Raw genomic sequence first — 19,718 nt, 5'->3', positions numbered from 1 at the left:
ACTATTTATTATTTTAAATTAGATTTAAGCATAACACGCCCCTTTTTAGTTAAAGAGCATGCCGGTGAGCGTGCTGTTTCTTCACCCTTTGCAATATCAATAAGGTTAAATGCCTTTAACTTTTGCAAGTCATCTTTACTTATGTTAATTGCCATTCCCTTTTCGGCTATTACTTTAAGGGCAGCAACTACGTCTTCATGTTTCATAATGCAAAATTAGGTATTATTTAAACAATAAATATTGCATTTGGCCGCGTTGCCACTTAAAGAATTTATACACTCCGAATTAAATTAATGTGAAATTTAAACTTCTTAGCCGGGTGGCTGCGCTTTATTTATTAATTTCGATTTTCATTTTACTTTGGTATCTCATATTGATGTTGCGCTATAAGCAAGTCATTCCCAAGGTTACTTTAATAGTCGACGCGTTAATTTACGTTCGCAATATTTGTTAAAGTGTATGTCGCGCCCCTAATTCATTAATTATAATAATCAAAAACCACACACCATGAGTACATTTACAGTAAAAGACGGAACCGAAATTTATTACAAGGACTGGGGAACAGGACAACCATTATTTTTTCATCATGGCTGGCCGTTATCTGGCGATGATTGGGATGCACAGATGATGTTTTTCCTGGCACAGGGATACAGGGTAATAGCGCACGACAGGCGTGGGCACGGCAGATCGAGCCAAACTGCAGTTGGGCACGAAATGGATACCTATGCCGCTGATGTTGCCGAGCTTACCGCTGCACTTGATTTAAAAGATGCTATACACATTGGCCACTCAACCGGCGGTGGAGAGGTTATCAGGTATGTTGCCAAATATGGTAAAGGCCGGGTAGCCAAGGCGGTACTTATTAGCGCGGTTACACCTATAATGGTGAAGACTGAAAGCAACCCGGACGGTGTACCTATGTCTGTATTTGATGAGATACGTGAGGGCACTGCAACGCAAAGGCCGCAGTACTTCTATGATTTCCCAACGCCTTTTTATGGGTTTAACCGCGAAGGGGCAAAAGTATCACAAGGGATCAAGGACAATTGGTGGCGCCAGGGGATGATGGGTGGCATTAAAGCACATTACGATTGTATTAAGGCTTTTTCGGAAACTGACTTTACCGAGGACCTTAAAAGCGTTGATATACCTGTATTGGTTTTACATGGCGAGGACGACCAAATTGTTCCTTTTCAGCTTACGGGTGTAAAAGCTGCTAAGTTGTTAAAGAATGGAAAGTTAATTTCTTATCCAGGCTTCCCACATGGTATGCCAACTACCGAGGCGGCAACTATCAATAAAGATCTTTTGGAGTTTATAAAATCTTAATTATTAACTGCTAAATTTTATTGAATATGATAAAGCCTTGAAATTATTTTCAAGGCTTTATTTTTTATTCCTAATCGTAGCATTTGCTTGCTACCTCTTTTTATTAAATATGGAAAATATGACTACACCAGTAATAGCAATGCTAAGCGCTTTTTTTAATACGCCGATGCGATTATGTTTCCACTCCATAGTCAAACCGCGCTCCTTTATCACATTTGGAAACCGCCGCGATTTTACATCATCTACCAGCCCTTCAAAAACATTGATACGGTCGGCCAATATAAGCGGTATCCAGTGCCTGTAACGGTCCTCGCTATGCTTAAAGGCATAGCGGCGAATCATCCCGCTAATGCCAGACGGCGGTACTGATGTTCCGAATACTCGTGTTATTTGAGGGCGTTCGGTAGACATTAATATCTCTACCGTCTCGGGTTGCTGCTCTGCTTTTTCATAATTAATTCTGTTATGATCGTCACCCGTGTAAATTTTCATCGGGTAGGTTGGTTCGTTCTCCGGGTCGGCATCCATGCCCCAGCCGGGAATTGTTTTATAATCTTTATTAGTTGTATCCATGACCTTAGTGTTTTGCTGATGGTATCAGCACTGTTTTAATACAATTATCAAGCTTAGATGAAAAGAGGCGATAAGCATCAGCTACTTCCTCTAAAGGGATCCGGTGCGTGATAAGGCCCTTTGGGTTTAAACGCCCCGACATTACATGGTCAATAAGCTTTGGCAGTAATCGCTTAACCGAAGCTTGATTAGCCCTAACAGTGATACCTTTATTTAGTATATTACCAATAGGGGCCAAGTTAAATGGAGGGCCGTAAACGCCAACAACCGAAACAATGCCACCCTTTTTTACTGAATTTATGGCCCATTGGAATGCAGTAGCTGCCCCGGCCTGTAGCAAAGCTACCCTTCCACTAAAAGTTTGCAAGGTATTGCCTTCTGCTTCGCAACCTACGCAATCAATACAAACATCCGCGCCATACCAATCAGTAGCCTTCTTTAAAAATAGCACAGGGTCGGCCATTTCCTTAAAGTTGTATGCCTCGCAGTGCGCATAATTCTTCGCGAACTCCAGCCGATAGTCTATATGATCTATGATAATAACCCTTGATGGTCCAAAAAACCAGGCACAACGTGCCGCCATTATACCTATAGGGCCTGCGCCGAATACTACTACCGTATCGCCTTCTTTAATGCCGCCCATTTCTGCCGCCTGGTAACCGGTTGGTACAACATCTGTAAGTAAAACCGCATCATCAGGATCCATCTCAGGCGGTATTACAGTTGGGCCTACATCAGCATATGGCACCCTAACGTATTCTGCCTGGCCTCCGTCAAATCCTCCTGCAGTATGCGAATAGCCAAATATACCCCCAACCGCTGTTGCCATAGGGTTAGATTCGTGGCAATTGCCATATAGGCCCTGCTTACAAAAATTGCACTTGCCGCAAGCGATATTGAACGGAACCAACACCTGGTCGCCGACTTTTAGCTTTTGAACCAATGGGCCAACTTCTTCTACAACACCTGTAAATTCGTGGCCAAATGTTGACCCCACACGCGTATCTGGCACCATACCATGATACAAATGGAGATCGGACCCGCAAATGCAGGTGCGGGTAACCCTTACGATCGCGTCTTCCGGATGAATAATTTCCGGCATCGGTCGTTGTTCAGTGCGGACCCGATAGGGCCCCCGGTAATTCATTGCTAACATATTTTATATTTATTAGTAATTGATTTGTATTAATTAAGATCATTTATGCCACTATTAATAAGATATCATAGGCAAGTATGTGCCTGCGTTATTCTATTATCATTAATTTATAATACATTTATCCATTAGTTGACTTACACTCAATTCGGTGTCATTATTATTATTTGAGTTACCAACGTTGTTCATTGCACTGCGTAAAGCGTTTGCATAGGGCTCATACAAAACGCGGTCGTTTAAGTTAACCAACCCATGGTCCCATAAGCCCGAATGGTGCCAGCAAGTAAGATCATCCCAATCAGGCCGGTCAATAATAGGGTAAAGGCAAACACCCCATAAAGGCAAACCAGATTTTAAAACAATGTCACATTCTTCGGCAATTGACGACATCCAATCGGGCCGGTGCTCGCCCGGGTGGCTGGTTTCAGTGATCACAAAGGGCCTGTTGTACCGGTTGTATGCCTCGGTTAAAATTTCGCTCAACGGGCGCCATCTTGGGTCATCGTCTTCATTTACCCAAGGTAAAAAGCCATTGTTATTAATAACCCACCGGTTATTGTAGTAAAAATTAAAGCCCAATATATCCAGGTATTCGGGTTTGCCGCCAAGTTCGGGGCATATGTTGCCGCATAACATCTCTAATGTTTGGTACTGAAGCTCATTTTGAAAATAGGCTTCCTGCACGCCTTCAATGCTTACAGGCAATTCAGGCACCATATCAACCAACGGTTCTGTAGTTAAAATCCTGACGCTTGGGTCTATAGCCCGCATTGCTGAAACAGACGCTATAAAGGCTTTCATCAGGTGATATTTAACCTCCCAGCCATTGTTATTTTGATAGGGTACAGTACATCCTGCTTCGCCGCCAAGCCACGAAAGAAAACTTACCTCGTTTATTGGTGTAATGATCAACTCTGTGTTTACAGATATTGAGCGATATAGCTTAACAAATGCTATGCAAATGCTTACCAGCCTTGGTGTAAAATCATCATCTAAAGGCGATAGGCCATCAGGGAAGCCGAAATGACAAATATCCCATACCTGCTGTATTTTATTCGTTATCCCGCACCTTATCATCTTCTCTACAACAGACCAATTATATTGGTAAGGGGTAAATTCAACAAAGCTCCACCTGATGCCTTCGCGTACAGTTGATATTTTAAAGTTGTTTAGCAACTTATAATCGGCATCTATTTGATTCAGATGATCGGTTAAAGTAGCTAGGTCAACCCGTTGCCTGTTAACGTTAAGCTTGTCTGAGCATTCATACCCGGCCATCCAAAACGATTGAAACGGGTTATGCCATTGGTTAGCTTGTATACTCATTTTATTGCGCTATTGACGACATGGCACGGTTAGCTATCGTGTTAGTCATTAAGTTAAGCATACGGCTGCAGGTGTTATCCCACGAGTTTTGCGACAGGAAGTCGTCTACATTTAATAGCCAGCTTTCTTTTTCTATATTATTTAGTTGTTCTTCTATTGCTGTAACAAACTCGTCGGCACTGCCGGCTATTTTTACAAGTTTGTTTTTTCCATAGGGGTTTACCACATCGCGTATGGCGGTAGATATTACCGGCACGCCTGCAGCTAAATATTCGGGTGTTTTTGTAGGGCTGATAAATTTGGTTGACTCATTTAAAAGGAAGGGAATTAATGCAATATCCCACTCGGCCAAATACGCCGGCAGTTCCTGGTAATTTTTTGGCCCCGGGTATTTGATGTTTTTATTTGTAGGGAGCTGCGCCGGGTCTATTTTTACAACAGGGCCCAACAATACTATTTGCCAATTCGGCCTTGCATCGGCAATGCCTTTTATTAATTCAATATCCAGGCGCTCGTCAATAACACCATAAAAGCCGAGTGTAAGCGTGTCATTTTTGCCTGCTGATTTTAAGCGAGCTCTGATAGCTCTTGCTGATTGAAAATGCTTTTTTTCGATACTGCTGGGAAACGGATGTATATTGGCGTGCTGATCTTTTTTTGCTTCATACAGCGACTGCCCGCCTGTAAAAACTATATCTGCTTTCTTTAAAAGCTCTTTTTCAAGGTCTTTTAGCGATTGCGGCGCAAACTTAAAGGCGCTCAATTCGTCCATGCAATCATAAACTATTAATTCAGGTTGGTACTTGCGCGAAAATTCAAGCGCCATGGGAGTATAATACCAAAAGGTACAATTAGCAAGCGGTTTCCCCATCATAAAACTATCCAGTAAACTTTTTAGCTCAACGGTTATGGCGTTGGTGGGGGTAGCCTTTGGCAAATGCGGCACTATTACCAGCAAGTCTTCGCGTTCATGGCAGGCATAATAGGCATCGCCATCAGTATCTAAAACAGGCTCTTCAATAAAGGTTATGTTAAAGTGTTTCGATAACCGGGTCATTAAATGCTGGGGGCGCTGGAATACAAAATCCCACCGGAGGTGAGAAAAGCAAATGATATTTGCCGGAAGCTGTTTGTAAAAACTGGAGGTTTTATTGTATTGATTTTTGGAATTTATTAGTGCTTGCATACTCCTGATTTGTTTATATACATAATACAAATTTTTAAATAATTGTTTTATTAAGATAATAAATTACTCTTTACGAAAAACCTAATCATATTAAACAGGTTAGTTAAACTAACTGCTTATTCAATAAATACTTCATGAACAGGAATAAATTTATGTTTGCTACCGGGATTGAAAACAGTTACCCGGTTATAATTTTGCCGGATGGTACCCGTAAGCGTGTAGATGAAATGGAGAAGTGCGGCCATTACAAGCTTTGGAGAGACGACTTTGATTTGGTAACAGAAACCGGAATAGATACCCTGAGGTACGGACCTGCATTTTATAAAGTGCATGAAGGGCCGGGCAAGTATGATTGGGCATTTGTTGATGAAACATTTGCCTACATGAAAAAGAAGGGAATTGTACCCATTGTAGATCTTTGCCACTTTGGCCTTCCCGACTGGCTTGGCGATTTTCAAAATCCTGAGTTTCCGTACTTTTTTGCGGAGTATGCCAGGGCTTTTGCCTTAAGATTTAAATACCTTAGGTTTTACACGCCTGTAAACGAAATTTTTATAGCTGCGGCTTTTTCGGGGCAGTATGGGTGGTGGAATGAATGCAAATCAGACGATAGATCATTTGTAACGGCATTAAAAAACCTATGTAAGGCCAATGTGTTAGCCATGCAGGCTATCCTTGAAATACAGCCTGATGCTGTTTTTATACAAAGCGAATCATCTGAATATTTCCACCCGGAGACCCCAGATTGCGACCCGCTGGCCTCTTTCCTGAATCAAAAGAGATTTTTATCCCTCGACCTGACTTATGGTTATCCGATAAGCATTGTTATGTACGAGTATTTATTGGCTAACGGAATGTCAAAGGAAGAATACCGCTGGTTTGAAAATAACTTAATAAAGGGCAGTTGCGTTATGGGCAACGATTATTATATAACCAACGAACATATGGTGCACGAAGATGGCAGCACATCTGCCGCAGGCGAAATATTTGGTTATTATGTAATTACCCAACAATATTACAACAGGTATAAATTGCCTGTTATGCATACCGAAACAAATATTGCCGAGCCAAACGCGGTTAGATGGCTGCAAACACAATGGGCCAATGTGCGCCGTTTAAAGCGCGACGGCATACCTATATATGGGTTTACATGGTATAGCTTAACCGACCAGGTAGATTGGGATTCGGCACTGCGCAATGACGCAGGTAACGTAAACTCACTTGGTTTGTATGACCTTGACAGAAAAATACGACCGGTTGGGCAGGCGTACAAAAATCTGATACAGCAGTGGAAAGCCGCTATAGAAAACGAAAGTTATGTGCTTTATTTAAAGCCGCCTTATTATAACGGGTAACTATTTGAAGATGGATTAGGGCTTTTTGCTTTAAATGTTTCTTCTATACCATTATTACTTAGGTAAAAGTCGCCAATGTGAGTAACGGTATACCTAACATTATTATCAGGTATACGGGCGACGTTTTCTTCTATTGTTTTATCCGGTCCTATTTTCATTAACGATTGCACGGATAAGCTACCGTATTTATATACGCTTTTCATGATGCTCTTTTAATGATTACAAATGCTAAAATGAATTGTTTGAATTATGATTTACATAATTGTCAATAATGAAATTTAATTAATTAAAAATTAAAACCATCAAGAATTTTTATCGTTATTTAAATACTTAAGCATTATCACCAATTCCATTAATTATAACCGTTTTTTTTATGAAAAAGCTATTTTTTATCGGAGCGTTAACTTTAAGTATTGCCGTTTGCAGTTGCAAAGGAAACGGAAGTACAGGTGCTGATAGTGACGCAAAAGCAGACACTACCAAAGGTTTAAATGATGGAACCGGAGCGCCCGGTTCAGGCACAGGTTCGGCCGGTGCCGGAACGATCGGCGACACCACGCGTACGCAACAGGATACCGTACATGGGGCGCCGCGTCCTTAAAAGTAGCAGTCTATACTATATTACCTAAAAAGCAACACCTAAATAGATTTTTAATGAAGAGTTAATATCCGCCTAACTGCTTGATACCATACATACTTGGCGATTTATAAATAAGAGTAATATTGTCTACTTTTATATTTCTTCATAATAAAGTACTAATGGCAGAAAGAGCGGCAAAGCCCCAAAAAGATTTAGGATCGATCAACAAAAAAAGCGAAAAAGTTGTAGCAAAAGCGGATAAACCCAAATCGTTCCCAATTGTGGGTATTGGAGGGTCTGCCGGATCGTTTTCATCTTTCGAAAAGTTTTTTACGCATTTACCGGCTGATAGCGGGATGGCATTTGTGATAATATTGCATTTAGACCCGCATCACCAGGGCAGAGTAAGCGACCTGATAAAAAATTATACAGCTATGCCGGTTATCGAGGCGGTTGATGGCATAGCTGTAGAACCCGACCATGTATACATTATCCCGCCAAATAAGGATATGGGTATACATAACCGAAAACTTTTGTTGCTAAACCAGGCAAAGCCAAACGGGTTTAGGCAACCTATAGATTATTTTTTACAAAGCCTTGCCGATGACCAGTGGAATAAAGCGGTAGCGATAATTTTTTCGGGTATGGGCTCTGATGGAGAAACCGGTATACGAATGATAAAGGAAAAGCTGGGTATGGCTATGGCGCAAGATCCTGCCAGCGCTAAGTATAACAGCATGCCGGTTGCGGCAATTAGCACCAACCTGGTAGATTACGTTTTGTTACCGGAAGAGATGCCTTTAAAAATTATCCAGTACTTAAACCACCCGGTTATGGCAGAAGAAGCATCGGAACAGGTGCGTACGGCTATACAAAACGCAAATTCTATTCAAAAAATACTGATGCTATTGCGTTCGCAAACCGGGCACGATTTTTCACTTTATAAAAAAAGTACAATTACCCGCAGGATAGACAGGCGCATAGCTTTTCATCAGATACCTGATTACAGCGCTTATGTTAATTTTTTAAGAGAGAACCCTCGCGAAACAGGCATTCTTTTTAATGAATTGCTTATAGGCGTTACCAAGTTTTTTAGGGATGCACCGGCTTTTGATTCGATAAAGGAGAAGATTTGTAAACTGATAAACAAAAAAACCGGAAACGGACCCTTTCGCATTTGGGTAGCGGGATGCTCTACCGGTGAGGAAGCTTACTCAATAGCTATGCTATTAATTGAGTGCCTGGAGGAAATGAATAAAAGCGAATGGCCCAAATTACAGTTGTTTGCAACAGACTTAGACCCTGATGCTATTGAGCATGCACGCAATGGCGTATATTTCGACAATATAGTTGCCGATGTATCTGTAGAACGGTTAAATAAATTTTTTATTAAGAAAGACAATACCTTCCAGGTAAAAAAGGAACTGCGCGAGATGATCGTATTTGCGCAACATAACCTTATAAAAGATGCCCCTTTTACAAGGCTGGACCTGCTTTGTTGCCGTAACGTGATGATATACCTTACCGCGGAGCTCCAAAAAAAGATCATCCCTATCTTCCATTATTCTTTAAATGTAGGGGGGATAATGTTTATGGGGCCTGCAGAGACTATAGGTGGTTTTACAGAGATGTTTTTATCCGCTGACCCGAAATGGAAAATTTACGAGCGCAAAGAAGGGAATGCGGTTGTAGGTAAAATGATAGATTTCCCTTTTCATGTGGCTAAACAATATCCATTAAACACCATGAAAATAGACGACGTCGAAAAACAGATCAAAAAGCGATCTGTGGCAGATACCTTCAGCCGTATTATATTAGAAAACTTTGCGCCTCCATCAGTACTGGTGAACGAGAAAGGAGATATCCTTTACAGCAATGGTAAAACCGGCAAGTTTTTGGAGTTGCCCAGCGGCGAAGCAGTAATGAATATTTACAAAATGGCGCGCGAAGAATTGCGTTATGTTGTAGGTAACATTATTCACCAGGCCCGTAACCAAAAAGGGGAAGTATTAATAAACGACATTAAGTTGAAGGATGGCAACCAGGTAAGGCTGGTTAATTTAAAGGCAGTGCTTTTAGAAGAAACCGGCTTGCAGGGGCTTGTACTTATAATTTTTGAGGACAAAGGATACCAGAAAAAAACCGGTGGCAGGCAAAAGGTTTTAGATAATAAATCTAAAGCAGCTGTTGATGAACTGGAAAAAGAACTGGTGTATACTAAAATGCAGTTGAATAGCACCATACAACAGATGGAGACATCGCTGGAAGAGCTAAAATCGACCAACGAAGAGTTGCAAAGCACCAACGAAGAATTGCAAAGCACTAACGAGGAATCGTTAACTACTAAAGAGGAGATGCAGTCGTTAAACGAGGAGTTGATGACTATGAACATGCAGTACCAATCTAAGGCAGAAGAGCTTACCCGTATAAATAACGACATGAAAAACCTGCTCGATTCTACCGAGATAGGTACGATATTTTTGGATAACGAGTTGGATATTTTGCGTTATACGCCGCAAGTACGTAAATTATTTAATCTTATCCCTACTGATGTAGGGCGGCCTATAACCCATGTGGTATCTAACTTTGATAACTCGCGTATAGAAAACGAGATAAGAGAAGTGATAGAGACGCTTGCCAACAAAGAAATAGAAGTAAAAACCAAAACCGACGAATGGTACAAGGTTAGGATTATGCCTTACCGCACACTTGATAACTTTATTTCGGGCGCGGTATTAACGTTTACATTAATAACAGCATACAAACAAATGGAGCATACGTTATTGGGCATGCGGCAGGCAATTGATATGTTGTCTTGGGTTTATCCAGGGCCTGTAGCGCGGATAGACGAGAATTATACAGTGATTTCTGTAAATGAAGCCTTTAGTCAGATATTTAAAAGTAAACAAGAAGTATTTGGCAAGCCTTTTTTACCTTATATGGAACAATTTTTTAAAACAGAAGCAATTATAAAATTGTTAGATAGTGTTAAAGGCGATGGCATCGTAAAAAGCGATGAGGTTTTGTTAAATATGGGTGGCCATACAGGCTCATGTAAAATAAATGTACTGCCTTTAAAAGACCAAATTGCCGGCAGTACACTAATTGTCACATTTTCACTGAAAACGAAAGGGCTTGAAAGCTAACCAGGACGATATAAATGATCCTTTTGAAAATGGTTTAAGGATCAAGGCAGAAAAAATGCTTACTGATATCGGTCAGCGCAAGCTGATGACAAGCGATCAGGACATACAAGCACTTTTTCAGGAATTGCAGGTGCACCAGATAGAGCTGGAAATGCAGAATGATGAACTGAAGACCGCCAACGAAGGGTTGGAGCTACAGCAGATCAAATTTTCGAGCATTTATAATTTGGCGCCCCTGGGTTATTTTATTTTAAATAACTATGGTGTTATTGAAGAAGTGAACAACGCTGGTGCGTTTTTAATAGAAGGTGGCAAAGCCGGATTGTTGGGTAAACGCATGATGCAATTTGTATCTCACGAGTATAGCGAAACGTTTTACCGCTTTTTTAAAGACATGCAAGGCTCTCAGGCTAAACAGAGCTGCCAGCTTAAAATGATATCAAGGGCAAACACGGAATTTTACGCCCAGGTTGAGGGTACCGCTATATCGCCCCTTACCGGCGGCGGGGCCGAATACTACATAGCCATTATAGATATTACCGAGCGTATTGAAGCGGTTAAGACCCTTGCCGAAACAAAAGAGCGGCTCGAACTATCGCTGGAGGCATCATCTGCCGGTGCCTGGGAGCTTGATCTGGACAACATGCATTTTTACCTTGATGAGTTCAATTATCATATGTGTGCTATCCCCGAAGGCGGTTTTGACGGCCGTTACCACACCTTTTTAGACCTTATACACCCTGATGACAGGCAGTTAGTAGACGAGCAATTCCGTAAATCTATCAATCACGAAAAAGAGATAGATGTGGTTTGCCGCCTGATGAATGAAAAAGGAGGTGGATGTTATGCCAGTATTAGGGGGCATATGATCAGTGAACCGGGGCAAACCAAAAGGTTGGTTGGTATTATGATAGATATCAGCGAAAAAAGGCGTATAGAAGAAGAAACGGTTGCTTTAAAGCGCGACCAGCAAAGAATAATAACGCTTGCAACCCTAAATGCCGAGGAAAACGAACGACGACGCATTAGCGATGCTTTGCATGATAGCGTGAGCCAATTGTTATATGGCATAAAGATGAAACTTAGCGCGCTCAATTTGGGCCGTACTAAGGCAAGTATCGATATCGGCGAGCTGATAGACCAGGCGATACGCGAAACGCGTAACATATCATTTGAGCTGGCACCATCTATATTACTTGATTTTGGCTTGCCTGCAACGGTTGATGAGTTGGTTAAAAGGCTATCATCGCCAAATATGCGCATACATGCAAAAGTTACCGGCTTTGAAACAAGGGATGACATGCTGCTGGAAACAACCATTTTCAGGATAATACAGGAACTGATAAACAACTGTATGAAACATGCAAATGCAAGCCTGATCAGGCTTGATGTTAAAAAAAATCAGCACATCGAAATACGGATACAGGATAACGGTGAAGGGTTTAATTACCAGGAGCAGGAAAACTCGGCAAGCGGCTCAGGCCTGCGCAGTATAAAAAACCGCATCAGTTTATATAATGGCGAACTCACCGTTGATTCTGAACAGGGTAAGGGCACCACAATAAAAATAGTACTCGACCATAAACCTAAATCATAGTTTAATAGTACGATGGAAGTAAAGAATATTATAGTTGTGGGTGCCTCTGCAGGTGGTATAAAGGCTGTTAGCGAGTTAATAAACAAGCTGCCTGCCGATTTACCTATAGCGGTATTTATAGTCATTCATATGTCTAAATACTCGCAGGCATCAGTTATTGTGAAAACCTTAGGGAAGCTAACATCGTATAAATGCCTTATTGCAGAAGATGGTGCCGCTGTACAGGCGGCGCATATTTACCTGGCCCCGGCAGATAGGCATTTGTTAATAAAAACAGGTAAGGCACACCTGATATATGGGCCGCACGAAAACCGTTGGAGGCCATCAATAGATGTGCTGTTCCGTTCGGCTGCTGCTGCTTATGGTTCCAGCGTTATAGGTGTTATACTTAGCGGGCTGTTAGATGACGGAACTTCGGGGATGTCGGCCATTAAACGCAGTGGCGGGATATGCATAGTTCAGGAACCATCAGAGGCGGAGTATAACGACATGCCTTTAAACGTAATACATAATGTAGCGGTAGACCACCAGGTGTTGGTGCAGGATATGGGATATATTATAGCAGATATAGTATCTAAGCCCCAGGCACATCAACCTATTCCGGATGATGTTAAAATTGAGGCGGATATTACCGAGCGGCTGGTAAGTAATATTAACGATTTAAAACAGCTGGGCCACCATAGCGATTTTACCTGCCCTGATTGTGGCGGCAGTTTATGGGAAATAGGCAGTAATGGCCATAAACGATATAGATGCCATACGGGTCATGTTTACACAGCCGCCGCTTTATTGCAAAAACAAGGCGAGGAGATGGAAGAATCTATATGGATATCCATCAGGATGCTGGAAGAGCGCCGCAACCTATTAATGAACATGTCGGCAACAAGTAAAGGAAGCCCGGGCTTAATAAGCGATTATGAAAGGCGGTCTGATGAATTAAGCGTGCATATCGAGCGGCTTAAATCATTGCTGATATCCATAGTTAAAACAGGCCCTGTTGACGAGGGTTATTTATAAGTATTAAACCATAAAGCTACTAATAAGTCTATATACCATTGCCGATACGATCTAATACTAATTTAAAAAAAACTGTTATGATAAATATCGTATTGGCAGAAGACCATAATATTGTAAGGAACGGCATCATCTCGTTATTAGAGAAAGAGCCGGATATTTGTGTAGCCGGTTCTGCAACCAACGGAGACCAGGTTTTGGCATTACTTGCAACCGGTTGCCCTGCCGATGTAATACTGGCCGATATGAATATGCCCATTATGGGCGGCCTTGAACTTACCGAACGTATCAAAGAACAGTATCCGGATTGTAAGGTTATTATATTAAGCGCTCTCGATCACGAAAAATATGTGATCAAGGCTTTTCAAGCAGGCGCGAACGGGTATTTATTAAAAAGTGTAAGTGCCGATGAGTTGGTTTTTGCTGTTAAGCATACCGTAGTAAACGAACTTTACATCTGTTCAGAACTCACCTCTAAATTTTTAAAACGCCTGCTTACCATCCCCGACCCCGCGGCTCTTGAACAAATAGTAGATATCGAATTTTCCCCAAAAGAAATTGAGGTATTAGGGCTTATCACCGAAGGCTATACTAACCAGGAGATAGCAGATAAAATGTTTACCAGCAAACGTACTATCGAAAGCCAGCGGCAAGCCCTTATTGATAAAACCGGTTCGCGTAATACGGCCGCATTGGTGCGTTTTGCCATGAGTAATGGTATTGTTAGTTAATTTAAATATATTTTTTTTAAATTAATTATAGTTATAATTAAAAATAGCGTATTAAAACATTCTTTATAGTTGTACAAATACGCAACTGTATAAAATCAGGGTAGGTAATTTTGTTTAAACATTACCGCCATGAAGATCCCCGTAACTCCTGCCTTATTGAAATTGGTTATTTCACAAGGCTTTAAATATTGCTATTCAAAAACAACCTGCGTTGATACCGCCGAAACAGATGTATGTATAATACTTACTCCGGTTAAACAAGCACCCAAAGTTCGCAGGCTCCCAAAGGCATACGATACCTTTTTTAATATACTTAAAGAGCCCATGCAAATGGCGGCAGGTGTTGACCGTACCCTAATATTTTTTGAGATTGATAAAAATTTGTTGACCACTATATGACTAATAAAAAGAAAGTTTTAATAATAGACGATGACGAAGCCGTACTTGATGTAATGAAAGAAGCCTTGCTATACGAAGGCTTTGAAGTAAAAACCTCTGATGAAGCAGAAGACATTACCAGCCTGATTGATAACTATTCCCCTGATCTGCTATTGATAGATTATATTTTAAAAGGTATCAATGGCGGGGAAATATGCCATCAGGTAAAGGTGAACCCTAAAACCGACAAGCTGCCGGTGATTATCGTATCGGCCTATCCAAGGGTGTTAACATCATTGGGGTACTATGGCTGCGATAAATTTATACCCAAACCGTTTGATTTAAGTAACCTGGTTGGAAGTATTAACACCGTACTTAATGCCAATGAAGCAAATGCTATACCCGAGCATTATTTTTAACAATACTATATATAATTACTATGTTTCAAAACCAGGGGGTTAATAAAGTTATACTTGTTGGCCATGCTTATGGCTGGCCGCAATGGAAAATTACAGGAAAAGAAAAACATTTGTGTTGCCAATTGATAACTACAGAAATGTTTAACCGTAAAGGTGTGATGGAAGAACACACCGAGTACCATTTTTTAAGGATTCCCGAAACGCTTTTAGGCGATCTGCCTGCCGAACTGGAACATGCAGGAGAACTATTTATTGAAGGGAAATTAACTACATGTGGTAGTATAGATGCAGACGGGATCAAGCGTTACGATACAACTATTTTAGTTAGCAAAATTTACTCGATGGCCAAGTCGACCAGGAGCGTTTCAATTGCTACTTAACTATAAATGAGCGTAGGTTTACTATTAGATAAGCTGAAAGAAATGGCCCTTATCCATGTTTGGGATTGGGAAAATTTTAGTAAGCGCCCTCTTTGGGCAAGGTTACTTATTCCGGTTGCGTTAGCACTTCTTATAAGCTGGATGATTATTGGCCCGCTTGATTTTTTTGGGTCGTACGCGCCGTTCCTTCCGTATTTTGGTATCATATTTTTTAGCGCCTGTTATGGTGGCAGCCGCTCGGCATTGGTGGCAAGCTTAGCATCCGCCATTTGCGCGGTATGCTTTATTTACCCAAGGCATACTGCTAACGGCGCAGGCGCATTTGGTTTGCTAATAGCTTTTTTTTTGGCAGAAGCTTTGCTTATAACCGCGTTGTTTGCGGTGATAGAATTGATACAGGAGCGCTATAAAGTTGACCAGGAAAAATACAAGGGGATAATTGAGAAAAATGCCGAAGGGTTTTTAATGACCGACGAAAGCGGCACCATTAATTACGTTTGTTCGTCAGTCACAAAAATATTGGGATATGGCGAAACGGAACTTTTAGGTACCCCGCTACAGTCGCTCATACACCCTGATGAACTTAAATCTTTTAACGTCCAGTTTTTAAAAGTATTGGCAAAAGGCAGCCACTCTATGGCTTTTTTACAGCGGCTAAGCACCAAACAAGGCGAGTGGAAATGGATTGAAGGCTGCGTAAATAACATGTTAAAGGATACAAATATTAAGCGAATTGTTTTTAACTACCGTAACGTAACCGAAAGGATAAACCAAACCAAACAGCAGGAAGACTTTGTACACATGGCGGCACACGAATTAAAAACACCTATTACCGCAATGCGTGGTTATTTGCAGCTTATGCAAATGAATCATTACAAAGAGCACCGTGATGCTGATAGTAGTATGCTGTCTCGCATGCACAGGCAAACAGACCGCTTATTGAACCTGATAGACGAGATGCTGAATGTGACCAGGATTAGGGCGGGAGAACTGCAGTATCATTTTGGCAACTTTGATATGCAGGAGTGTATACAGGATGTGGTTGATGCGTTGCAAGCAACCACCAATAAGCACAAGTTAATATTACATATGGGGCGCCTACCTATAATTTACGGCGATAGGGACCGCATTGGCCAGGTATTAACCAATTTGATAAGTAATGCCATTAAGTATGCCCCGGCCGAACCCGAAATTGTAATTACCGCGTTAACAGATGGCGATTGGTTAAAGGTTAAGGTAAAAGACCACGGTATAGGCATACCTAAGGAGCAGCAAAAAAAAATATTCGAGCGCTTTTACCGGTCCGAGTCCTTACCTAAAAACACCTACCAGGGTTTAGGCTTGGGCCTGTATATAGCCATGGATATTATTAAAACACACGGAGGCAAAATTGGTGTGGAAAGTGAAGTAGGAGCAGGTTCCGAATTTTGGTTCTCGTTACCATTAAAGGCATCATAAGTGAATAAATTATAAAGTTAAATGGCAATGCTTATTTAAGCATTGCCATTTTTGTATTATTATCTTAGTGTTTTTTCTTGTCTTCCGAGTCGGTAACATGGTATTTGTCTTTACCCGGGCCTATGCTTTTTACACTGTCTTTTGGCGCGGCTTCCGTCCTGCCTGTTTTCCTGTCCCCGTTACTTCTTAATGTAGTGTCGGGCTTATCATTAACACCCATTGCACCCTGGGGGTTGCCTTTGCATGCAATTACCAGGGTACTTGCTATTATTGCTGCTGCGGCTAATGCTTTTTTCATGATTTGGATAAATTACTAATTTAAATTGTTGGCGAACCACCGGTAACCTGTATAGTTGCCCCGTTTATATAGCTGGCTTCGTCTGATGCTAATAATACATAGGCGGGGGCAAGCTCGGCAGGTTGTGCGGGGCGTTTTAATGGCACATTTTGCCCAAAAGATGTTACTTCTTCATTAGTCATGGTGGATGGTATAAGCGGTGTCCAAACCGGGCCCGGTGCAACACAATTTACCCGTATACCCTTCTCGCCCCAAAGCTGCGCCATGCCCGAGGTAAAATTCTGGATAGCCCCTTTTGTTGCAGCGTAGGGGATTAAAGTGGGCCTGGGCTTGTAGGCGTTTACTGAGGTGGTATTTATAACACAACTACCGGCCTTAAGGTGCTCCTCGGCCATTTTGCACAGGTAAAACATAGGGTAAATATTTGTTTTAAAAGTGCGGTCCCACTCTTCTGTAGATATTTCCTGTAATGATTCGCGCGACATCTGGAAAGCGGCGTTATTTACAAGAATATCTATACCGCCTAACTCACTAACAGCGGTATCAATTATTTTTCGGCAGTGCGTTTCTTCCCTAATGTCGCCATCAACCAATATTGCTTTTCTGCCATCAGCTTCAATATATTTTGCGGTTTCTTTGGCATCGTCATGTTCATTTAAATAGGCAATTAAAACATCGGCCCCTTCGCGTGCAAACGCTATGGCAACTGCCCGCCCAATGCCCGAGTCGCCGCCTGTTATAATGGCTCTCTTCCCGGTAAGTTTGCCGCATCCCCGGTAAGAGTTTTCGCCATGATCTGCCTTTGGGGTCATTTCTTTTTCGGTGCCCGGTATTTCCTGCTGTTGCTCCGAAAGCTCCTCATTAGTGTATTTTTCTCTTGGATCAATATTATCTGACATATTCTTTGTTTTAATGGTTACCTGTTAATTAGCCAGCATCAGAATCGTCTTCCAGATCCGACTCGGTAAAAATTTCAATATCGCCAGACTCAAGCTTAACCGAAACCTTGTCGCCTTCTACTTTTTCTACAAAACCGTTTCCCGAAGGGGTAATTACTTTTTGCCCTTTTACGTATGCTGTACCGTTATTCATTTTATTTAGTATTTATGGATGATTACTCTTTTGTCCCTCAAAAGCGGCCGGGATAGCACCATTATTTTTCCCTTCTTCTGTTTCAAGCGCCATGCGGCCATCCGGCCCCTTTACAAAGGTTTTTACACCGTCGGCAATATCCTGCTGCGATAAGGTGTCTTTAGATGGTTCGGCTCCTATATGGTGCTCAAATGGTGTTTCTGCTGCATTATCTTGCTGTTTCTCTATTTGATCTTCCTGTCGGGCACCGGCAATAATTTCTTCGCCCCCGGCTTGGTCTGGCCGGTAAACTGTTTTATTGTTTTCAGGTGCATTTTGTTGGCCAGGGGCCATATTGTTTTCTGTTGCCATTGTATTGTATTTTAGTTTGAGTAAAAAAGCCACCAGCACATTATAAAAATTGCTAAAAAAAGCATTGCTATACCGGTAACCCACATCCAAATAGGTGTTTGTTTATTTAGCCAGGTCATACTTATTAAATGAATATTTAGTGGTGGTGCAGAACTGAATATTACAATTATTTAAGTACCGGGATGTATAACCACTTATTTAGGATAACCCATAATAGTTCAAAATGTTTAATCAATAATTAATTAAATTAATTTAAAACATAACAATTTGTGCCGTGTTGTAGAAATTATAACACCCCATATCCGCTCCGGGTCAGCATTTTCAAGCTGTCATACCTATCCGATCTTTTGAAGAAGCAACAAAAGTTAAATCATAATCAGGAGGTAAATATGTTTTATCATGACAAAAAACTACAGTACGAGGTACGTGTAGAGAAGCCAAACCCGGCCTATGCCAAATTATTGCAGCAGGCTATAGGCGGTATTGAAGGAGAGATACGGGTTTGCTTGCAATACCTTTTTCAGGCTTGGGGCAACCGCGGACCGGTTAAATACCGCGATATGCTTTTAGATACCGGTACGGAAGAGATTTCGCATATCGAAATGCTTAGCACCGCTGTTGCATTAAACCTGGAAGGTGCCACAAACGACCTTAAGGATAAGATAGCAGGAGAGAACCCAATTGTGGGCAGTATTATGGGTGGTATGGACCCAAGGCATATCTTATCATCAGGATTGGCTGCTATGGCTGTAGATAGCAATGGGGTACCATTCAACGGATCGTGGGTGGTAGGTAGCGGTAACCTTGCTGCCGATATGTATGCCAACGTTATGGCCGAATCTACAGGCAGGGTATTAGCCACACGGCTTTGGGAACTTACCGACGACCCGGGAATGAAAGATATGCTGGCCTTTTTGATAGCGAGGGATACCATGCATCAAAACCAATGGCTGGCAGTTATTGAAGACCTTGGTGGTGTAAATGCTAACCTGCCTATCCCTAACACTTTCCCGATGAGCGACCAGGTAAGGGAGTTTGAATATGCTTTTGTAAGTACAAATATTGAGCGGCCCGAAGCACCGGACGCACGTTGGGCAAGCGGACCATCTATTGATGGCAAAGGCGAGTTTAGCTTTGTATATGCACAACCTTATGGCCAGGTGCCTGTACTTGGCCCGCCTGATGTAAAAGGGTATGCGCAAGAGCAGCAAATGCTGGGTAGCGAAGGTAAGGGTATACTTGAAAATATTAAAGATACCATACTGCCATAATTTAAATAGCAACTGTTTTTCATTTTTAGGTTCAACTTGTTATGTGGTGCCTGCTCGCTGCAGGCACCATGTAGCAAAATA

The 19,718-nt window shown here is 41.6% G+C and carries 20 protein-coding genes and 1 pseudogene; 12 read left to right on the top strand and 9 right to left on the bottom strand.

Annotation, left to right across the window (positions count from 1 at the left end):
• Window positions 1-8 precede the first annotated feature (8 nt).
• A complete protein-coding gene (locus FFF34_018350) occupies window positions 9-206 on the bottom strand; it encodes a hypothetical protein (protein TSD62915.1) in 198 nt (65 codons plus the stop codon).
• Between the two features lie 301 nt (window positions 207-507).
• On the opposite strand from FFF34_018350, the gene FFF34_018345 reads away from it, so the two are divergent.
• Window positions 508-1,329 carry an alpha/beta hydrolase gene (locus FFF34_018345; GenBank protein TSD62914.1) on the top strand — a complete coding sequence of 274 codons (822 nt, stop codon included), beginning with the start codon at window positions 508-510 and terminating at the stop codon, window positions 1,327-1,329.
• Window positions 1,330-1,419: 90 nt separating this feature from the next.
• On the opposite strand, the gene FFF34_018340 is transcribed toward FFF34_018345, so the two are convergent.
• The 4 genes and pseudogenes from FFF34_018340 to FFF34_018325 form a co-directional block, all read right to left on the bottom strand.
• On the bottom strand, window positions 1,420-1,902 hold the full coding sequence (locus FFF34_018340; protein TSD62913.1) for a hypothetical protein: 483 nt from the start codon (window positions 1,900-1,902) through the stop codon (window positions 1,420-1,422).
• A 4-nt stretch (window positions 1,903-1,906) separates the two neighbouring features.
• A complete protein-coding gene (locus FFF34_018335) occupies window positions 1,907-3,058 on the bottom strand; it encodes a glutathione-dependent formaldehyde dehydrogenase (GenBank protein TSD62912.1) in 1,152 nt (383 codons plus the stop codon).
• 195 nt (window positions 3,059-3,253) lie between these two features.
• Window positions 3,254-4,381 (bottom strand): annotated as a pseudogene (locus tag FFF34_018330) (amine oxidase).
• Window position 4,382: 1 nt separating this feature from the next.
• Entirely contained in the window at window positions 4,383-5,567 is a 1,185-nt protein-coding gene (locus FFF34_018325) for a glycosyltransferase family 1 protein (protein ID TSD62911.1), read from the bottom strand.
• A gap of 134 nt (window positions 5,568-5,701) precedes the next feature.
• On the opposite strand from FFF34_018325, the gene FFF34_018320 reads away from it, so the two are divergent.
• Window positions 5,702-6,922 (top strand): glycoside hydrolase family 1 protein, encoded by a 1,221-nt coding sequence (locus tag FFF34_018320; GenBank protein TSD62910.1) that lies wholly within the window; start codon window positions 5,702-5,704, stop codon window positions 6,920-6,922.
• Here the strand turns inward: FFF34_018320 and FFF34_018315 are convergent.
• The gene (locus tag FFF34_018315; GenBank protein ID TSD62909.1) at window positions 6,910-7,125 is read right to left on the bottom strand and encodes a hypothetical protein; all 216 of its coding nucleotides are present in this window, start codon (window positions 7,123-7,125) and stop codon (window positions 6,910-6,912) included. The genes FFF34_018320 and FFF34_018315 overlap by 13 nt on opposite strands.
• Before the next feature lie 170 nt (window positions 7,126-7,295).
• On the opposite strand from FFF34_018315, the gene FFF34_018310 reads away from it, so the two are divergent.
• From FFF34_018310 to FFF34_018270, 9 genes are all read left to right on the top strand, one after another.
• Window positions 7,296-7,523 carry a hypothetical protein gene (locus FFF34_018310; protein TSD62908.1) on the top strand — a complete coding sequence of 76 codons (228 nt, stop codon included), beginning with the start codon at window positions 7,296-7,298 and terminating at the stop codon, window positions 7,521-7,523.
• Window positions 7,524-7,681: 158 nt separating this feature from the next.
• On the top strand, window positions 7,682-10,648 hold the full coding sequence (locus FFF34_018305) for a PAS domain-containing protein (GenBank protein TSD62907.1): 2,967 nt from the start codon (window positions 7,682-7,684) through the stop codon (window positions 10,646-10,648).
• Window positions 10,638-12,245, top strand: coding sequence for a PAS domain S-box protein (locus FFF34_018300; GenBank protein ID TSD62906.1), 1,608 nt, complete (start codon window positions 10,638-10,640; stop codon window positions 12,243-12,245). The genes FFF34_018305 and FFF34_018300 overlap by 11 nt, the downstream gene beginning before the upstream one ends.
• A 12-nt stretch (window positions 12,246-12,257) precedes the next feature.
• Window positions 12,258-13,262, top strand: coding sequence for a chemotaxis protein CheB (locus FFF34_018295; protein TSD62905.1), 1,005 nt, complete (start codon window positions 12,258-12,260; stop codon window positions 13,260-13,262).
• A 77-nt stretch (window positions 13,263-13,339) separates the two neighbouring features.
• Entirely contained in the window at window positions 13,340-13,990 is a 651-nt protein-coding gene (locus tag FFF34_018290; protein TSD62904.1) for a response regulator transcription factor, read from the top strand.
• Between the two features lie 129 nt (window positions 13,991-14,119).
• Complete coding sequence (locus tag FFF34_018285; protein TSD62903.1) at window positions 14,120-14,389, top strand: hypothetical protein; 270 nt, start codon at window positions 14,120-14,122, stop codon at window positions 14,387-14,389.
• Window positions 14,386-14,787, top strand: coding sequence for a response regulator (locus tag FFF34_018280; protein TSD62902.1), 402 nt, complete (start codon window positions 14,386-14,388; stop codon window positions 14,785-14,787). The genes FFF34_018285 and FFF34_018280 overlap by 4 nt, the downstream gene beginning before the upstream one ends.
• 20 nt (window positions 14,788-14,807) lie before the next feature.
• On the top strand, window positions 14,808-15,167 hold the full coding sequence (locus FFF34_018275; protein TSD62901.1) for a single-stranded DNA-binding protein: 360 nt from the start codon (window positions 14,808-14,810) through the stop codon (window positions 15,165-15,167).
• Between the two features lie 6 nt (window positions 15,168-15,173).
• Window positions 15,174-16,625: a PAS domain S-box protein gene (locus tag FFF34_018270; GenBank protein TSD62900.1), complete on the top strand. Its 1,452-nt coding sequence runs from the start codon at window positions 15,174-15,176 to the stop codon at window positions 16,623-16,625.
• A gap of 64 nt (window positions 16,626-16,689) precedes the next feature.
• Here the strand turns inward: FFF34_018270 and FFF34_018265 are convergent, their stop codons facing one another.
• The 3 genes from FFF34_018265 to FFF34_018255 all read right to left on the bottom strand — a co-directional run bounded on the left by FFF34_018265 (window position 16,690) and on the right by FFF34_018255 (window position 18,366).
• Complete coding sequence (locus tag FFF34_018265) at window positions 16,690-16,923, bottom strand: hypothetical protein (protein TSD62899.1); 234 nt, start codon at window positions 16,921-16,923, stop codon at window positions 16,690-16,692.
• Window positions 16,924-16,943: 20 nt separating this feature from the next.
• Window positions 16,944-17,822 carry a glucose 1-dehydrogenase gene (locus FFF34_018260; protein TSD62898.1) on the bottom strand — a complete coding sequence of 293 codons (879 nt, stop codon included), beginning with the start codon at window positions 17,820-17,822 and terminating at the stop codon, window positions 16,944-16,946.
• A 205-nt stretch (window positions 17,823-18,027) separates the two neighbouring features.
• On the bottom strand, window positions 18,028-18,366 hold the full coding sequence (locus tag FFF34_018255) for a hypothetical protein (protein TSD62897.1): 339 nt from the start codon (window positions 18,364-18,366) through the stop codon (window positions 18,028-18,030).
• A gap of 389 nt (window positions 18,367-18,755) precedes the next feature.
• Here FFF34_018255 and FFF34_018250 point away from each other — a divergent pair, with 389 nt between their 5' ends.
• Window positions 18,756-19,637, top strand: coding sequence for a catalase (locus FFF34_018250; GenBank protein TSD63038.1), 882 nt, complete (start codon window positions 18,756-18,758; stop codon window positions 19,635-19,637).
• Window positions 19,638-19,718 lie beyond the last annotated feature (81 nt).

The organism is Inquilinus sp. KBS0705 (genome assembly GCA_005938025.2).
In the GTDB taxonomy this organism is placed as follows: Bacteria; Bacteroidota; Bacteroidia; order Sphingobacteriales; family Sphingobacteriaceae; genus Mucilaginibacter.
The sequence above is the reverse complement of the archived record's forward strand: the minus strand, read 5'-3'. Positions and strand labels throughout refer to the sequence as shown.

What these genes read in the sequence shown, in the direction of transcription:
- FFF34_018260 (TSD62898.1), bottom strand. Translation starts at nt 17,822, where the DNA reads ATGTCAGATAATATTGATCCAAGAGAAAAATACACTAATGAGGAGCTT.
- FFF34_018270 (TSD62900.1), top strand. Translation starts at nt 15,174, where the DNA reads ATGAGCGTAGGTTTACTATTAGATAAGCTGAAAGAAATGGCCCTTATC.
- FFF34_018315 (TSD62909.1), bottom strand. Translation starts at nt 7,125, where the DNA reads ATGAAAAGCGTATATAAATACGGTAGCTTATCCGTGCAATCGTTAATG.
- FFF34_018265 (TSD62899.1), bottom strand. Translation starts at nt 16,923, where the DNA reads ATGAAAAAAGCATTAGCCGCAGCAGCAATAATAGCAAGTACCCTGGTA.
- FFF34_018320 (TSD62910.1), top strand. Translation starts at nt 5,702, where the DNA reads ATGAACAGGAATAAATTTATGTTTGCTACCGGGATTGAAAACAGTTAC.
- FFF34_018335 (TSD62912.1), bottom strand. Translation starts at nt 3,058, where the DNA reads ATGTTAGCAATGAATTACCGGGGGCCCTATCGGGTCCGCACTGAACAA.
- FFF34_018310 (TSD62908.1), top strand. Translation starts at nt 7,296, where the DNA reads ATGAAAAAGCTATTTTTTATCGGAGCGTTAACTTTAAGTATTGCCGTT.
- FFF34_018305 (TSD62907.1), top strand. Translation starts at nt 7,682, where the DNA reads ATGGCAGAAAGAGCGGCAAAGCCCCAAAAAGATTTAGGATCGATCAAC.
- FFF34_018280 (TSD62902.1), top strand. Translation starts at nt 14,386, where the DNA reads ATGACTAATAAAAAGAAAGTTTTAATAATAGACGATGACGAAGCCGTA.
- FFF34_018345 (TSD62914.1), top strand. Translation starts at nt 508, where the DNA reads ATGAGTACATTTACAGTAAAAGACGGAACCGAAATTTATTACAAGGAC.
- FFF34_018250 (TSD63038.1), top strand. Translation starts at nt 18,756, where the DNA reads ATGTTTTATCATGACAAAAAACTACAGTACGAGGTACGTGTAGAGAAG.
- FFF34_018340 (TSD62913.1), bottom strand. Translation starts at nt 1,902, where the DNA reads ATGGATACAACTAATAAAGATTATAAAACAATTCCCGGCTGGGGCATG.
- FFF34_018275 (TSD62901.1), top strand. Translation starts at nt 14,808, where the DNA reads ATGTTTCAAAACCAGGGGGTTAATAAAGTTATACTTGTTGGCCATGCT.
- FFF34_018255 (TSD62897.1), bottom strand. Translation starts at nt 18,366, where the DNA reads ATGGCAACAGAAAACAATATGGCCCCTGGCCAACAAAATGCACCTGAA.
- FFF34_018325 (TSD62911.1), bottom strand. Translation starts at nt 5,567, where the DNA reads ATGCAAGCACTAATAAATTCCAAAAATCAATACAATAAAACCTCCAGT.
- FFF34_018350 (TSD62915.1), bottom strand. Translation starts at nt 206, where the DNA reads ATGAAACATGAAGACGTAGTTGCTGCCCTTAAAGTAATAGCCGAAAAG.
- FFF34_018290 (TSD62904.1), top strand. Translation starts at nt 13,340, where the DNA reads ATGATAAATATCGTATTGGCAGAAGACCATAATATTGTAAGGAACGGC.
- FFF34_018295 (TSD62905.1), top strand. Translation starts at nt 12,258, where the DNA reads ATGGAAGTAAAGAATATTATAGTTGTGGGTGCCTCTGCAGGTGGTATA.
- FFF34_018285 (TSD62903.1), top strand. Translation starts at nt 14,120, where the DNA reads ATGAAGATCCCCGTAACTCCTGCCTTATTGAAATTGGTTATTTCACAA.